At 65.2% G+C, this 14408-nt stretch carries 15 protein-coding genes; 9 read left to right on the plus strand and 6 right to left on the minus strand.

The genetic code is table 11. The annotated features are described in order from the left end of the window. The first annotated feature begins 30 nt into the window (after nt 1-30). The 4 genes from SR858_RS08460 to SR858_RS08475 are packed head-to-tail and all read left to right on the plus strand — an operon-like array spanning nt 31 to nt 3392. Entirely contained in the window at nt 31-897 is an 867-nt protein-coding gene (locus tag SR858_RS08460) for a branched-chain amino acid ABC transporter permease (RefSeq protein ID WP_019922315.1), read from the plus strand. Between the two features lie 47 nt (nt 898-944). Beyond that, nucleotides 945-1934: a branched-chain amino acid ABC transporter permease gene (locus SR858_RS08465; protein WP_051120339.1), complete on the plus strand. Its 990-nt coding sequence runs from the start codon at nt 945-947 to the stop codon at nt 1932-1934. After that, nucleotides 1931-2698, plus strand: a complete 768-nt coding sequence (locus tag SR858_RS08470) for an ABC transporter ATP-binding protein (protein ID WP_019922317.1) — start codon at nt 1931-1933, stop codon at nt 2696-2698. The genes SR858_RS08465 and SR858_RS08470 overlap by 4 nt, the downstream gene beginning before the upstream one ends. After that, nucleotides 2691-3392 (plus strand): ABC transporter ATP-binding protein, encoded by a 702-nt coding sequence (locus tag SR858_RS08475; RefSeq protein ID WP_019922318.1) that lies wholly within the window; start codon nt 2691-2693, stop codon nt 3390-3392. Before SR858_RS08470 ends, SR858_RS08475 begins: the two co-directional genes overlap by 8 nt. Nucleotides 3393-3398: 6 nt before the next feature. On the opposite strand, the gene SR858_RS08480 is transcribed toward SR858_RS08475, so the two are convergent. After that, the gene (locus SR858_RS08480; protein ID WP_019922319.1) at nt 3399-3884 is read right to left on the minus strand and encodes a MarR family winged helix-turn-helix transcriptional regulator; all 486 of its coding nucleotides are present in this window, start codon (nt 3882-3884) and stop codon (nt 3399-3401) included. Nucleotides 3885-4011: 127 nt separating this feature from the next. On the opposite strand from SR858_RS08480, the gene SR858_RS08485 reads away from it, so the two are divergent. Genes SR858_RS08485 through SR858_RS08495 form a run of 3 tightly spaced genes read left to right on the plus strand, consistent with a single transcriptional unit; the run spans nt 4012 to nt 7218 of the window. Beyond that, nucleotides 4012-5055, plus strand: coding sequence for an aromatic ring-hydroxylating dioxygenase subunit alpha (locus SR858_RS08485; protein ID WP_019922320.1), 1044 nt, complete (start codon nt 4012-4014; stop codon nt 5053-5055). After that, nucleotides 5052-6014, plus strand: a complete 963-nt coding sequence (locus SR858_RS08490; RefSeq protein ID WP_019922321.1) for a PDR/VanB family oxidoreductase — start codon at nt 5052-5054, stop codon at nt 6012-6014. Before SR858_RS08485 ends, SR858_RS08490 begins: the two co-directional genes overlap by 4 nt. 16 nt (nt 6015-6030) lie before the next feature. Further along, complete coding sequence (locus SR858_RS08495) at nt 6031-7218, plus strand: ABC transporter substrate-binding protein (protein WP_040377821.1); 1188 nt, start codon at nt 6031-6033, stop codon at nt 7216-7218. A 127-nt stretch (nt 7219-7345) separates the two neighbouring features. Here SR858_RS08495 and pcaCD read toward each other — a convergent pair whose 3' ends face one another. Genes pcaCD through pcaH form a run of 4 tightly spaced genes read right to left on the minus strand, consistent with a single transcriptional unit; the run spans nt 7346 to nt 11223 of the window. Then, the gene (pcaCD, locus tag SR858_RS08500; protein WP_019922323.1) at nt 7346-8608 is read right to left on the minus strand and encodes a bifunctional 4-carboxymuconolactone decarboxylase/3-oxoadipate enol-lactonase PcaCD; all 1263 of its coding nucleotides are present in this window, start codon (nt 8606-8608) and stop codon (nt 7346-7348) included. 7 nt (nt 8609-8615) lie between these two features. Then, nucleotides 8616-9992 (minus strand): 3-carboxy-cis,cis-muconate cycloisomerase, encoded by a 1377-nt coding sequence (gene pcaB, locus SR858_RS08505; RefSeq protein WP_019922324.1) that lies wholly within the window; start codon nt 9990-9992, stop codon nt 8616-8618. Nucleotides 9993-10004: 12 nt separating this feature from the next. Then, entirely contained in the window at nt 10005-10520 is a 516-nt protein-coding gene (locus tag SR858_RS08510; protein ID WP_019922325.1) for a peptidase associated/transthyretin-like domain-containing protein, read from the minus strand. Nucleotides 10521-10530: 10 nt separating this feature from the next. Beyond that, a complete protein-coding gene (gene pcaH, locus SR858_RS08515; RefSeq protein WP_019922326.1) occupies nt 10531-11223 on the minus strand; it encodes a protocatechuate 3,4-dioxygenase subunit beta in 693 nt (230 codons plus the stop codon). A 131-nt stretch (nt 11224-11354) separates the two neighbouring features. Between pcaH and SR858_RS08520 the strand changes: the two genes are divergently transcribed. Next, nucleotides 11355-12131 carry an IclR family transcriptional regulator domain-containing protein gene (locus tag SR858_RS08520; protein ID WP_019922327.1) on the plus strand — a complete coding sequence of 259 codons (777 nt, stop codon included), beginning with the start codon at nt 11355-11357 and terminating at the stop codon, nt 12129-12131. On the opposite strand, the gene SR858_RS08525 is transcribed toward SR858_RS08520, so the two are convergent. Beyond that, on the minus strand, nt 12123-13034 hold the full coding sequence (locus SR858_RS08525) for a helix-turn-helix domain-containing protein (RefSeq protein ID WP_026637373.1): 912 nt from the start codon (nt 13032-13034) through the stop codon (nt 12123-12125). The two genes, SR858_RS08520 and SR858_RS08525, sit on opposite strands and share 9 nt — an antisense overlap. A gap of 124 nt (nt 13035-13158) precedes the next feature. On the opposite strand from SR858_RS08525, the gene SR858_RS08530 reads away from it, so the two are divergent. Then, nucleotides 13159-14331 (plus strand): 4-hydroxybenzoate 3-monooxygenase, encoded by a 1173-nt coding sequence (locus tag SR858_RS08530; RefSeq protein WP_019922329.1) that lies wholly within the window; start codon nt 13159-13161, stop codon nt 14329-14331. The last annotated feature ends 77 nt before the right edge of the window (nt 14332-14408 follow it).

The raw sequence follows: 14408 nt of genomic DNA on the forward strand, positions 1-14408 counted from the left end.
AGAGCGCCTGGACATGAAATGGGGGCAGCCATGTTAGCCAACTTCGCGGGCGTGCTGTTCGATGGCATCGCCTATGGCAGCTTGCTGTTCCTGATCAGCGTGGGCCTGTCGGTCACGATGGGCATGATGAACTTTATTAACCTGGCCCACGGCGCCTTTGCCATGCTGGGCGGGTATGTGAGCGTGACCGTGTTGTCCGCCCTGGGCGTGCCGTTCCTGGCGTCGCTGCCGCTGGCGTTCATCGCGTCCGCCCTCGTGGGGCTGGTGCTCGAGCGCCTGCTGTACCGGCGCCTGTACAAGGCCAGCCACCTGGACCAGGTGCTGTTCTCGATCGGCCTGACCTTCATGTCGGTGGCTGCTGCCACCTACTTCTTCGGCCCTACCCAGCAGCCGGTCACGCTGCCCGAGTGGCTGCGCGGCCAGGTGCATATCCTGGGCCTGGACGTGGGCGCCTACCGGGTCTTCCTGATCGGCGTGGTGGTACTGGTGACGATTGCTCTTGGCCTGCTGATCGAGCGCACCCGCTTCGGTGCGCAGATCCGCGCCTCGGTGGACAACCAGACCGCGTCGGCCGGCCTCGGTATCAATGTGAGCCTGGTGTTCAGCCTGACCTTTGCGCTCGGTTCCGGCCTGGCCGGCCTTGGCGGCGGGCTGGGTATCGACGTGCTGGGACTCGATCCGAGCTTCCCGATCAAGTACATGGTGTACTTCCTGCTGGTGGTGGCCGTAGGCGGCGCCGGCACCATCAAGGGTCCGCTGGTAGCGGCGCTCATCCTCGGCGTGTTCGACGTGGCCGGCAAATACTATGTGCCCGAAATCGGCGCCTTCGTGATCTACGCGCTGATGGTGGTGCTGCTGATCCTGTTCCCTGCTGGCCTGATCCGGAGGAAAGCATGAACGCCATGACCGACACCTTGAAACCCGCAACCGTTGCGAAGACCACCATGACCACCATTCCAACCGCGCATCTGAACCTGCCCAACGACCGCTGGAAGCCGCTGGAAATCGTGTTCTGGCTGCTGCCCATCGCCGCCTACTTCGCCTTTCCCGGCTACCTGGTCCTGATCAGCCAGATCATGATCATCGGCCTGTTCGCCCTGTCGCTGGACCTGATCCTCGGCTACGCCGGCATCGTCTCGCTGGGTCATGCCGCGTTCTTTGGCCTCGGCGCCTACACAGCCGGCCTGCTGGCCGTGCATGGCTGGGGCGAGCCGCTCAGCGGCCTGCTGGCGGGGGCCGTGGTGGCCGGCATCTTCGGCTTCATCGTCTCGTTCCTGGTCGTGCGCGGCCAGGACCTCACGCGCCTGATGGTCACGCTCGGCATCTGCCTGATGCTGCACGAAGCGGCCAACAAGGCGTCGTGGCTGACCGGCGGCGTCGATGGCCTGTCGGGCATGATGGTCGGTAACCTGTTCGGCAGGTTCGAATTCGACTTGAACGGCACGGTGGCCTTCTGGTACAGCTTTGCGGTGCTGTTCATCCTGTTCGTGGTGCTGCGCCGGCTGGTCAAATCGCCGTTCGGTTTGAGCCTGATCGGCATCCGCGAAGGTGTGCGCCGCATGCCGTCGCTCGGCGTGAATGTCAATCGCCGCCTGATCGCCATCTACACCGTGTCGGCCGTGATTGCCGGCGTGGCCGGCGGATTGCTGGCGCAGACCACGCAGTTTGTCGGTCTCGATTCGCTGGGCTTCCCCCGTTCGGCCGAGCTGTTGATCATGCTGGTATTGGGCGGCACCGGGCGCCTGTACGGCGCGCTGATCGGCGCGGCCGTGTTCATGGTGGCGCAGGATTACATCTCCGGTCTCAATCCCGCTTACTGGCAGTTCTATATCGGCTTGCTGCTGGTGCTGATCGTGCTGTTTGCGCGCGGCGGTATCCTCGGTGGCCTGGAAAAACTGGCGGCTGGCTTCAAATCGAAAAAGGAGGCAGCATGAGCACCGTCGGCACCGACATCACCTTGCGCACCGAAGGGCTGTCCAAGCGCTGGGGTGCATTCCTGGCCAACAGCGATGTGAGCCTCACCTTCAAGCCCGGCGCGCGCCATGCGCTGATCGGTCCCAATGGCGCCGGCAAGACCACCTTCATCAACCTGCTGACCGGCAGCTTCATGCCCAGCAGCGGCAAGGTGTTTTTGGGTGGCGAAGACATCACCGAGCTGCCGCAACATGAACGCGTTCATCGCGGCATGACGCGCACATTCCAGCTCAACACCCTGTTTGCCGGCATGACGGTACTGGAATCGGTGGCGCTGGCGATCTCCGAGCGGCGCGGCCTGCAGTCGGTCTGGTACAAGACCGTGGCCAACCACCCGGACGTGATCGACGAGGCGATGGCGCTGCTGGCTACCCTCAAGCTCAGCGACCAGGCCAACAGCATCACGCGCAGCATGGCCTATGGCAAGCAGCGGCTGGTGGAGATCGCGCTGGCGCTGGCCACCAAGCCGCGCATCCTGCTGCTCGATGAACCGGCGGCCGGCATTCCGTCGGCCGAGAGCCGCGAGCTGTTCGAAGTGCTGGCCAATTTGCCGCGCGACGTGACGGTGCTGTTCATCGAACACGATATGGGACTGGTGTTCCGCTTTGCCGACCGGATTACCGTCATGGTGGGCGGCAAGGTGCTGACCGAAGGCACGCCCGAAGAGATCGCGGCCGATCCGCGTGTCAAAGAAGTGTACCTGGGGGAGGCGGAACATGCGTGAATTACTGAAGCTCGATAAAGTCACGGCCGGCTATGGCGAGTCGATCGTCCTGGAAGACGTGTCGTTCTCGATGAACGAAGGCGACAGCCTGGCGCTGCTGGGCCGCAATGGCGTCGGCAAAACCAGCCTGCTGGTGACCCTGATGGGATTGACGCGCCTGCACGGCGGCGGCATTCACTGGGACGGCGCCGACATCGGCCGCATGACCACCCACAAGCGCGCCCGCGCAGGTCTGGGCTGGGTGCCGCAGGAGCGCCATATGTTCCCGTCGCTCACCGTGGAAGAGCATCTGACCGTGGTGGCCCGTCCGGGGCCGTGGAACCTGCAAAAGATCTACGGGATATTCCCGCGCCTGCACGAGCGCCGCGCCAACATGGGCAACCAGCTTTCGGGCGGCGAGCAGCAGATGGTGGCGATCGCCCGCGCCCTGATGACCAACCCGCGCATCCTGCTGCTCGACGAGCCGATGGAAGGCCTGGCGCCGATCATCGTGCAGGACCTGGTGGGGGTGATCCGCAAGCTGGTGGAAGAGGAGGGCATGTCGGTGATCGTGGTGGAACAGCATGCGCGCCTGGCGCTGTCGCTGACCAAGCGCGCCATCGTGCTCGATCGCGGCCGCATCGTGCACGACTCGGACAGCGCCAGTCTGCTGGCCGATGGCGACAAGCTGGACAAGCTGGTCGCGGTGGCTTGACACCTCCTATTTGACGCTGCCGGTGGCAGCAGTGAGCGGCGCGCGGCTCTGCTCATTGTTTTCCTGGACCAGCTTGGTGAGCAGCGCCATGAACTGCAATTGTTCCGGCCCCGTCAACGGCGCCAGCAAACGGCGCCGCAGCCGCTGCGCGCCCGGGATCATGTCGGCCAGTTGCTGCTCGCCTGCGCCGGTGATGGTCAGTGCACGCTGGCGGCGGTTGGTCGGAATCACCTTGCGCTCCAGCAGTCCTTTTTCCTCGAGCCGCGCACACACGGTGGCGCCGGTGGAGGTATCGATGCCGGTGAGCGCGGCCAGCGACACCTGGTCGGTGCCCGGATGGCCTGCCAGGTTGCGCAGTACCGCGTACTGGATCGGCGTCAGCTCGCTGCCCATTTCATCGTAAAAGATCGACACCGATATCTGCTGCGCGCGCCGCAGCAGGTGGCCCGGATGTTCGTACAGGTTGATCAGGGTGCTTTCGGTTTCTGGCATGGCGGTTCCCGGCGCCGCTGGTGCGGCGCAATATGAAAAGAGTTGGGCGCGGAGGTTTACTTCTCCGCTTTCAAGACTATACTCTACGACATTCAGTGTACTGAATATTGAAAACAAAGGAGACAATATGTACCCGAAAAATACCTGGTATGTAGCCTGCACACCGGACGAAATCGACGGCAAGCCGCTGGGCCGCCAGGTCTGCGGCGAGAAGATCGTGTTCTATCGTGGCGCGGACGGCAAGGTGGCGGCGGTGGAGGATTTCTGTCCGCATCGCGGTGCGCCGCTGTCGCTCGGCTTTGTCCGCGACGGCAACCTGGTCTGCGGCTATCACGGCCTGGAAATGGGCTGCGACGGCAAGGTGATCAGCATGCCGGGCCAGCGTGTGCGCGGCTTCCCGTGCATAGTCAGCTACGCGGTGGAAGAGCGCCACGGCTTCATCTGGGTGTGGCCCGGCGACCGCGCACTGGCCGACCCCGGGCAGATTCCTTACCTGGAATGGGCCGAGAGCCCGGAATGGGCTTACGGCGGCGGCCTGTATCACATCAACTGTGAATACCGCCTGATGATCGACAACCTGATGGACCTCACCCACGAGACCTATGTCCACGCGTCGAGCATCGGCCAGAAGGAGATCGATGAAGCGCCGGTGACCACCCGCGTCAATGGCGAGGAAGTGATCACCAGCCGCTACATGGAGAACATCATGGCGCCGCCGTTCTGGCGCGCGGCCCTGCGGGGCAATGGCCTGGCCGACGACGTGCCGGTGGACCGCTGGCAGGTGTGCCGCTTCACGCCACCGAGCCACGTGATGATCGAAGTCGGCGTGGCGCACGCCGGCAACGGCGGCTACGACGCCGCGCCGCAGTTCAAGGCGTCGAGCATCGTGGTGGACTTCATCACGCCGGAAACTGAAACCTCGCACTGGTATTTCTGGGGTATGGCCCGCAACTTCAAGCCCGAAGACAAGGAACTGACCGCCACCATCCGCGAAGGACAGGGCAAGATCTTCAACGAAGACCGCGAGATGCTGGAACTGCAGCAGGCCAACCTGCTGCGCCACCCGGAACGAAAACTGCTGGCGCTGAACATCGACGCCGGCGGCATGCAGTCGCGCCGGGTGCTGGAACAGTGGATGAAGAAGGAAGTCCCTGCGGAGCAGCCGGCATGACCGCCGGTCTGCTGAGCGTCCGGGTGAACCGCCGGACCCGCGAGGCGGACGACATATGCAGCTATGAACTGGTGAGCGAAGACGGCAGCGAACTGCCGCCGTTTGCCGCCGGTGCGCATATCGACGTCCACGTGGCGCCGGGGCTGGTGCGCCAGTACTCGCTGTGCAATCCGCCGCACGAGCGCCACCGCTACGTGATCGGCGTGCTGCGCGACCCGGCTTCGCGCGGCGGCTCGCGCGCCATGCACGACGGCATCGCGGCCGGCGCCCGGTTGCAGATCAGCGCACCGCGCAACCTGTTCGCCCTGGCCGACGCGCCGCGCAGCCTGCTGCTGGCCGGCGGCATCGGCGTCACGCCCATCCTGGCGATGGCCGAGGCCTTGTCGGCGCAGGGTGCGCAGTTCGAATTGCACTACTGCGCACGCGCGCCCGAGCGCATGGCGTTCCGCGACCGCATCGCCGCTGCGCCCTACGCCGCTGTCTCGCACCTGTATTTCGATACCGGCGAAAGCGCCCGCAAGCTGGATCTGCCAGCGCTGCTGGCCAGTCTCGATCGCAGCACCCACATTTACTTTTGCGGGCCGGCCGGTTTCATCGACCACGTCAAGGCCGTGGCCGCGCAGCAGCAATGGCCGGCCGACCAGCTGCACCTCGAATATTTCGGCGCTGTCGTGGTGGAATCGACCGGCGACCAGCCGTTCGAGGTGGAGCTCAAGTTCAGCGGCGCGGTGTACGCCATCCCGGTCGGCGTGACCGTGATGAAGGTGCTGCAGGATGCGGGCGTGTTCGTGCCGGCGTCGTGCGAGCAGGGCGTGTGCGGTACGTGCCTGACGCGTGTTCTTGAAGGTGTGCCCGATCACCGCGACCAGTACCTGACCGAAGAAGAGCAGGCCGCCAACGACCAGTTCACCCCGTGTTGTTCCCGTTCCAAAACTCCCAGGCTGCTGCTGGACTTATAAAAATACCCAAGGAGACATGATGACCAACCATATCAACCAGCCACGCCGCCGCCTCGTGTTGGGCGCTGCCGCTTTATCGACCGGCCTGCTGCCGCTGTCCGCATTCGCCGCCGACCCGTTCAAGGTGGGCCTGATCCTGCCGATGTCCGGGCCGTTCGCCTCCACCGGCAAGCAGATCGAGGCGGCCGTCAAACTGTACCTCGCCCAGAACGGCGCCACGGTAGCGGGCCGGCCGGTGGAAATCATCCTCAAGGACGACGGCGGCGTGTCGCCCGACGTCACCAAGCGCCTGGCGCAGGAACTGGTCTCGCGCGACAAGGTGCAGGTGCTGGCCGGCTTTGGCCTGACGCCGCTGGCGTTTGCAGCGGCGCCGGTCGCCACGCAAGCCAAGGTGCCGATGATTGTGATGGCCGCCGCCACCTCGGTGATTCCGCAACGCTCGCCGTACATCGTGCGCACCGGTTTTACATTGGCCCAGGTGACTGCGCCCATGGCCCAGTGGGCGGCGAAAAACAAGATCCGCACGGTGGTGACGCTGGTCAGCGATTACGGCCCCGGACTGGACGCTGAAAAAGTGTTCGTCAAGGGCTTTACGGAAGGCGGCGGCAAGGTCGTGGAAACGGTGCGCGCACCGCTGCGCAACCCGGACTACGCGCCGTTCCTGGCCAAGGTACGCGACCTGAAACCGGACGCGCTGTTCGTCTTCGTGCCATCGGGCGAAGGCGCGGCGGTGCTCAAGCAGTTCACCGAGCGGGGGCTGGCCGCAGCGGGCGTGCGCCTGATCTGCACCGGCGACGTGCTCGATGACGACCTGATGGCCAGCATCGGCCCTGCGGCAGCGGGCGTGGTGAGCAGCCACCACTACTCGGCCGCGCATCCATCGGCCGAAAACAAGGCGTACGTGGACGCGTTCCAGAAAGCGAACAAGGGTATGCGCCCGAACTTCCACTCGGTAGGCGCATACGACGGCATGCACCTGCTGTACCAGGCGCTAAAAAAGACCGGCGGGGACAGCAACGGCGACAAGCTGCTGGCGGCAATGAAAGGGATGGCCTGGACCAGTGTGCGCGGTCCGGTGAGCATCGATGCGGCAACCCGCGATATCGTGCAGACCGTGTATATCCGCAAGGCGGAGCTGGTGGGGGGCGGGTACTACAACGTGGAGTTCGACCAGGTGGAGAAGGTGCGCGATCCCGGTGTTTAACGGTAGCCGCCAACCTTAAAGATCGCCATCCTCGCGAATGCGGGGATCCATGGAGCGCTTGTGCCGCGGTATATTCACGCTCGGTATGGATCCCCGCCTGCGCGGGGATGACAGATTTCACGGCTGCTTAAAGCGTCACAATGAAGCTGCGCACCGCACTGCTGAACATCTCCGGCTGTTCGATGTAGCTCAGGTGCGAAGCGTCTTTCAACACCTCCAGCTGGGCACCTTCAATGCCCTCGGCCAGCACCTGCGCCATGGCCACCGGCGTGCCCTGGTCCAGCTCTCCCGCAATCACCAGCGTCGGGGCCTTGATCTGGCCCAGGCGCGCCGTGGTATCCACGGTCCCCACCGCGTGGCAGCAGCCTGCATAGCCGACGTTGTCGGTGGCCACCACCCGCCGGCGGAATCGCGCCACGGTACCCGGATGCGCAGCGCGGAAGGCGTCGTGGAAGTAGCGGCCCATCACCGCATCGGCGATCGGTTCGATGCCATCAAGCTGCACGGTGGCGATGCGCTGGCGCCAGACCTCCTGCACCGGCGCCGGGTAGCCGGACGTGGTGTTGGCCAGTACCAGCGCCCGCACCAGCGCGGGATGGCGCAGCGCCAGCTCCTGGCCGACCATGCCGCCCATCGACAAGCCGATCCACACCACCGGGCCGGTATCGAGCTCGCGCAGCAGCGCGGCCGCGTCGTCGGCCAGGTCGGCCATCGCGTAGGCGCCGGGCGGTGACTCCGAACTGCCGTGGCCGCGATGGTCGTAGGCGATCACGCGGTGATCAAGTGCCAGCTGGTTGGCCAGCTGGTCCCACATGGTCAAATCGCAACCGAGCGCGTGGCTCAGTACCACCGTGTGACGCGGCGCCTTGCCATTGCGTGGTTCGCGCACCGTATAGTGCAAGGCTGGCCTGCCGCTGCTGCGGCCCGCGCGGCCCACGCCCGGATGGCTTGCTGCCAGCGGCGCCGAGGGTTCCAGTTCGTAGCCGATCTGCGGACCGACTTCGCGCAGGATCGCCATGGCGTGGGTGAATGCGGTGTTCGCGGCCGGCACGCCGGCGTAGATGGCGGACTGGATCAGCACTTCCTTCAATTCGTCGGGCGTGAGGCGGTTGCTGTCTTCGCCCAGCAGCGCGGCGCGCACGTGCAGGTCGAATTCTTCCCAGCGGCCCAGCGCGATGGTGATCGAGAGGACGATGGCGCGGCGCGTTTTCTGCTCGAGGCCGGGGCGGCCCCAGATCTCGTTCCAGGCAAACCGCGTGATCAGGTTCTGGAAGTCGGCATTGAACTGGTTGGCGTTGCCGAGCGAACGCTCCACCCACGCGTCGCCGAGGATGGCGCGGCGGTTGCCCAGCCCGCGCTCGAAGTCGTGGTCGATCGGGTCGAAACTCATAAGATACTCACTTGGAAAAATGGTGGATGTCGTCGCGCAGGCGGCGCAACTGCTCCTGCGCCAGCTTGTGCGCCGGCGCGGTGGCGGCGACGGGGTCGAACAGGGTGCGCAGGTGCGCCAGGTCGATGGCGGCTTGCAGTTGCGGGTCGGCGGCAATCGCCGCTTCCAGCACGTCGGCCAGGTGGCGCCCGCTGGTCAGCGATTCGCCCGTCATTTTTTCCAGCAGCGCGTGGGCGGCAGACTTGCCGATGGTGGCGGCCAGGTAGCTCGACGCGGCCTCTGCGAACACCAGCCCTTGCAGACTGTCGATATTGCGGCGCATGCGCGCGGTGTCGATGTGCAGGCCGGCGAACGCTTCGTCCAGCGCCTGCAAGGCGCCGTGTGCGCTCAGGAACAGCCCGGGCCACTCGGCCAGTTCGGCCTGCCAGTTGCCCAAGCCCCGTTCGTGCTGCTGTCCCATGGCGGCCAGCAGCGCGGCGGCGTGTTGCGGAGTGCGGGTGGCGGCGGCCAGTGCGATCATCGCCGAGACAGGATTGCGCTTGTGCGGCATGGCCGACGAACCGCCCCGGCCATTGCCCGAAGGCTCGGCCAGTTCGGCGATCTCTCCTTGCGCCATCAGGCTCAGGTCCGTTGCCAGCTTGCCCAGGCTGCCCGTCAGTACCGCCACTTCCAGGCCCAGGCGCACCCATTCGTCGCGCTGCGTGTGCCAGGCCGCGTCGGCCAGGCGCAGGTCGAGCGCTTGCGCCATGCGGGCGCCCACGGCGGCGCCTTGCTCGCCCATCACCGCCAGCGTGCCCACTGCGCCGCCCAGTTGCAACTGCAAGGCGCGCTGCGCGCATTCACGCAAACGCGTGCGCGCGCGCACCAGCGGCGCCAGCCAGCCGGCGAGCTTGAAGCCGAAGCTGGTCACCTGCGCCGGCTGCATCAGGGTACGCGCCAGCACCGGCGTGGCCAGGTGTTCTCCAGCCAGCAGCAACAGGCGGCCGGTGAGGTCGTGCAGGCCGTCGTCGAGCAGTTGCAGGGCGTCGCGCGTAGCCAGCACCATGGCCGTGTCGATCACGTCCTGGCTGGTACTGCCCCAGTGGACCTTGCTGGCCGCTTCCTGGTCGTACAGGGCCACGGTCTTGGTCAGCTCCTTGATCAGCGGGATGGCCAGGCTGCCGGCGCGGCGGCCGGCGGTGATCAGGGCGGGAAGGTCGTACAGTTGGGCGTTGCACACGCCGGCAATCGCCCGTGCAGCCGATTGTGGCAGCAGGCCTTCGTCGGCCTGCGCCTGCGCCAGCGCCTGCTCGAAACGGAACATGCCCTGCACGATGGCCGCGTCGTCGAACACGGCGATCATGTCGGTGGTGGTCAAAAAGCTGTCGAAGATCGATACACTCACTGCGGCTCCAGGCTAAACGTAGTCGAAGAAGGCGGTTTCCATGTCGCCTTGCATGCGGATGTCCCAGCGATACTGGCCGTCCGCGGTTTTAGTCGCCAGCAGGGTGGGGCGGCGCGCGGCCGGCACCTGTTCCAGTATCGCCGATTTTGCCAGCTTGGCGTCGTCGGCCAGGAACACGGCGGTGAACTGGTGTTTGACCAGGCCGCGCGCGAACACGGTAACGTAGGCCACCGGCTGACCGGGCGCCAGCGCGATATCGGCCAGGGTAAAGGTGAAGCCGCCCTGGTCGTCGCTGGGGATGCGGCGGAAGGCGGGAACATCGAGCGCTGCTTCCACCCCGGCAGCGCCGGGCTGCCAGGCCTCGATCTGGGCATCGTTGATCGGCACGCCGTCGCCATCGTAGATGGTGCCGGCAATCGTGATGCCGCCGGCAGCCGCGCTGGCGACGGTTCCGAGGTCCACCGCCCATTGCCACGCTTCGTGCGAGAACGGGCCGATGGTTTGGGAGGTTGTGATGGGTGTGGTCATGTGGTGCTCCTCAGATGCCCATGGGGGTGGCGTTGCGCCCCCTCAGGACGATATCGAATTCGTAGCCCAGCATCTGGTCGCTCACCGTCTCTTCTAGACTGAAACGCGAGATCAGGCGCTGGCGCGCGGCCAGGTCGGGAATGCTCTGGAAGATCGGGTCGTAGTCGAACAGCGGGTCGCTGGGGAAGTACATCTGCGTGACCAGGCGCTGCGCATACACATTGCCGAACAACGAAAAATGGATGTGGGCGGGACGCCAGGCCTTGTGGTGGTTGCCCCACGGGTAAGGGCCCGGCTTGATGGTCACAAAACGGTAGCGGCCTTCGTCGTCGGTCATCATCTTGCCCCAACCGTTGAAGTTGGGGTCGAGCGGCGCGTCGTGCTGGTCCTTCTTGTGGCGGTAGCGGCCAGCCGCATTGCATTGCCAGACTTCGAGCAGCGAATTGCGCACCGGCTTGCCGTCTTCATCGACCACGCGGCCGGTGACCACGATTTTTTCACCCAGCGGCGCACCGTCGCCTTGCGCGGTCAGGTCGGTGTCGAACGGCAGCAGGATGCGCGGGGAGGGCGCGATGTTCTCGCCTACCGGCACTGGCGCGTTGATGCGCAGCGCAGGCTGCAAGGGGCCGCGCTTGAGCGTGGATTTATACGGTGGATAAACGAGTTCGGGATAGACGCCGGCGGCGATGGTGTCGAATTTCACAACTGTCTCCTTGGTGTTGGTGCCAACGATGTTAGGCAAAGCACCGCCCTGCCACAAGTCGCCTGGTGCATGCTATATTCGTCATGCGCACGGTTTGTGCGAATAGCGCCCAAATCCGCATTTATCTGCTTATGACAACCGACATCGACGACAACCGCAGCCCGCGCGACCTCGTGGGCGGCCTGGAAAAAGGGCTGCAAGTGATCCAGGCGTTCGACCAGGAACGCAGCCGGCTCAGTATCGCGGACGTGGCCGCGCACACGGGCCTCACGCGCGCGGCGGCGCGGCGCTACCTGATCACGCTCACGCACCTGGGCTATATGCGGCACGAGAACAAGCTGTTTTCGCTGACGCCGATGGTGCTGCGGCTCGGCCAGTCGTACCTGCATTCGGCGCGCTTGCCGCGCCTGGCGCAGCCGCTGTTGTACCGGCTGGCATATTCGCTGGGCGAGGCGTCGTCGGTGGGCATACTCGATCACGACCAGCTGGTGTGCGTGGCGGCGGTGAGCGCCGGCCAGCTGGTCTCGAGCACGCTGCAGCCGGGCACCCGGGTGCCGGCATGGTGTACCGCCAATGGCCGCATGCTGCTGGCCAGCCTGCCGCCTGCGCAGCTGGACGCCTACCTCGAGCGGGTGCAGCCCGAGCAGATCACCGAACACACCATCGCGAGCAAGGAACGCCTGGCGCTGGAGATTTCCCGCGCCCGCGCCCAGGGTTACGCGCTGGTGGACCAGGAGCTGGAACTGGGCTTGCGCACGCTGTCGGTCCCGCTGCGCAATTTCCGCAACGAGGTGGTGGCGGCCATGAACATCAGCGTCCACGCGGGCCGCATGCCGCCGGGCGAGATGGTGGAGCGCTGCCTGCCGGCGCTGATCAAGATCCAGGTGGAGTTGAACGCGCTACTGTGACGGCACGCGCAGCCGGAACGCCTTCGGCGTCACGCCCACGCGCTTCTTGAACAGTCGGCTGAAATACGCCGGGTCCTGGAACCCCAGCTCGTACGCGATGCTGGCGATGCTGGCCGGGACGTAGGTAAGCTTGCGGCAGGCTTCGAGCATCAGCCGGTCCTGGGCGATGTCGAACGCCGATTTGCCAGCCAGTTTGACGCACAGGCGATTGAGGCGCGTGGGCGTGGCGCGCAGCGCGCCGGCGTAGTCGGCCACCTGCCATTGGTCCTTGTAGTGGTGCTCCACCTCGGCGCGAAAGCGCGAAAACAGTTCGAAGTCCAGGCGGCCCGACTGGTCGGCGATGCGGTGCTCGGCGTGCACGCGCACCAGCAGCAGCAGCACGCAGCGCGCCAGCCAGTCGAGCATCAGGGTGTGGCCGTGCTGCGGCCAGGTCGCCTCGGCCAGCAACTGCTGCAGCAGCACCTCCAGGCGCGCGCGCATCTCGGGCAAGGCTGACAGGTCGATCGCCAGCGGCGCCATGAACAGCGACGCATACAAATCGGCCTGGTTTTCAGCCGCCGAAAACACCACGTTCTGGTCCACCGTCAGCACATAGCCGTGCGCCTCGGGCGCAAAGTCGAAGCCGTGGGCCACGGCCGGGTTGATGGTGATGACGGTCGGTCCCCGGCACTCCCATACCTCGTCCTCCACGCCGGCGCACACTTCGCCGCCGAACAAAAAAAGTACCTGAAACATGCCCGGATGCGTATGGCGGTCGATATGCCAGTCGTACACGCGGCTGCGGGTTTCGATCAGCTCGATATGCACGGATTCGGCGTTTTCCGCCCGTGTTTGCTCGCCGTACAGGGCGAAGCGCGGAATTGCGGCGGTGGTGTTTTCAAGTAGCGGCGTAGTCTTGGGCATGGCGGGTGCGGTAGGAGGTGTGTCGAAATAGTACAAGTTTTATGCGCTTTCCTCCATGTTTTTTCTGCCGGTGCGGCGCTACGATGCACCCATAACACTTCAAACAACAACCCGGAGACACTCCATGCAAACCCAGGTAGCCATCATCGGCGCCGGCCCCGCCGGCCTTCTTTTATCCCATCTGCTGCACTTGCAGGGCATCGAATCGGTCGTCATCGAATCGCGCTCGCGCGACGATATCGAGGCGACCATCCGCGCCGGCGTGCTGGAACAGGGCACGATGGACATTCTCAACGAGTCCGGTGTCGGTGAGCGCATGCGCACCATCGGCGCGCTGCATCACGGCGTGGAGCTGTCGTTCGACGGCAAGCGTCACCGCATCGACCTGACCGAATTGACGGGCAAGGCGATTACCGTCTATCCGCAGCACGAGGTGATCAAGGATCTGGTGGCGGCGCGCCTGGCGGCCCAGGGCCAGATTCTGTTCGAGGTGTCCGGTGTGGCGCTGCATGGCGTGGAGACCGACAAGCCGTCGGTGACGTTCATTCATCGCGGCGAGGAAGCCCGTATCGACGCCGATTTTATTATCGGCGCCGACGGCTATCATGGCGTATCGCGTGCGTCCATGCCGAGGCAGGAGCAGCGCCGCGACTTCCAGCGCATCTATCCGTTCGGCTGGTTCGGCATCCTGGTGGAGTCAGCCCCGTCGTCCGACGAATTGATCTACGCGCAGCACGATCGCGGTTTTGCGTTGGTCAGCACACGGTCGCCAACCGTACAACGCCTATACTTCCAGTGCGACCCGAAAGACCATGTCGATAACTGGTCCGACGATCGCATCTGGTCCGAACTGCACGCCCGGCTGGAAAACAACGATGGCTGGAAGGTCAACGAAGGCCGCATCTTCCAGAAGGGGATCATCGCCATGCGCAGTTTCGTGTCCACGCCGATGCAGGCGGGGCGCCTGTTCCTGGCCGGCGATTCGGCGCACATCGTGCCGCCCACCGGCGCCAAGGGCATGAACCTGGCAGTGGGCGACGTCAAGCTGCTGGCGCGCGGCTTCGAGCAGTTCTACAAGCAGGGCAGGGATGCGCTGCTGGACGGTTACACCGACGACGCCCTCAAGCGCATCTGGCGCGCCGAGTACTTCTCGTGGACCATGACGCGGCTGCTGCACACGTTTGCCGACGCCACGCCCTTCGAGCGCGAGATGCAGAGGGCGGAACTGGCCAATATCGTGTCGTCGCGGGCGATGGCCACGGCGCTGGCGGAGAACTATGTCGGTGACTTCCAGTAGCGGGTCTCAGCCCGGGTGATCCGGGTAGGACTGGTCTTACGCTGTGTTATGTTCCTAACCTACATTAGGCGTGTAGG

The sequence above is a fragment of the Duganella zoogloeoides genome, from assembly GCF_034479515.1.
In the GTDB taxonomy this organism is placed as follows: Bacteria; Pseudomonadota; Gammaproteobacteria; order Burkholderiales; family Burkholderiaceae_D; genus Rugamonas; species Rugamonas zoogloeoides.

What these genes read in the sequence shown, in the direction of transcription:
- SR858_RS08530 (WP_019922329.1), top strand. Translation starts at nt 13,159, where the DNA reads ATGCAAACCCAGGTAGCCATCATCGGCGCCGGCCCCGCCGGCCTTCTT.
- SR858_RS08520 (WP_019922327.1), top strand. Translation starts at nt 11,355, where the DNA reads ATGACAACCGACATCGACGACAACCGCAGCCCGCGCGACCTCGTGGGC.
- pcaCD (WP_019922323.1), bottom strand. Translation starts at nt 8,608, where the DNA reads ATGAGTTTCGACCCGATCGACCACGACTTCGAGCGCGGGCTGGGCAAC.
- SR858_RS08510 (WP_019922325.1), bottom strand. Translation starts at nt 10,520, where the DNA reads ATGACCACACCCATCACAACCTCCCAAACCATCGGCCCGTTCTCGCAC.
- SR858_RS08465 (WP_051120339.1), top strand. Translation starts at nt 945, where the DNA reads ATGACCACCATTCCAACCGCGCATCTGAACCTGCCCAACGACCGCTGG.
- SR858_RS08460 (WP_019922315.1), top strand. Translation starts at nt 31, where the DNA reads ATGTTAGCCAACTTCGCGGGCGTGCTGTTCGATGGCATCGCCTATGGC.
- SR858_RS08475 (WP_019922318.1), top strand. Translation starts at nt 2,691, where the DNA reads ATGCGTGAATTACTGAAGCTCGATAAAGTCACGGCCGGCTATGGCGAG.
- SR858_RS08470 (WP_019922317.1), top strand. Translation starts at nt 1,931, where the DNA reads ATGAGCACCGTCGGCACCGACATCACCTTGCGCACCGAAGGGCTGTCC.
- SR858_RS08490 (WP_019922321.1), top strand. Translation starts at nt 5,052, where the DNA reads ATGACCGCCGGTCTGCTGAGCGTCCGGGTGAACCGCCGGACCCGCGAG.
- SR858_RS08480 (WP_019922319.1), bottom strand. Translation starts at nt 3,884, where the DNA reads ATGCCAGAAACCGAAAGCACCCTGATCAACCTGTACGAACATCCGGGC.
- SR858_RS08495 (WP_040377821.1), top strand. Translation starts at nt 6,031, where the DNA reads ATGATGACCAACCATATCAACCAGCCACGCCGCCGCCTCGTGTTGGGC.
- SR858_RS08525 (WP_026637373.1), bottom strand. Translation starts at nt 13,034, where the DNA reads ATGCCCAAGACTACGCCGCTACTTGAAAACACCACCGCCGCAATTCCG.
- SR858_RS08485 (WP_019922320.1), top strand. Translation starts at nt 4,012, where the DNA reads ATGTACCCGAAAAATACCTGGTATGTAGCCTGCACACCGGACGAAATC.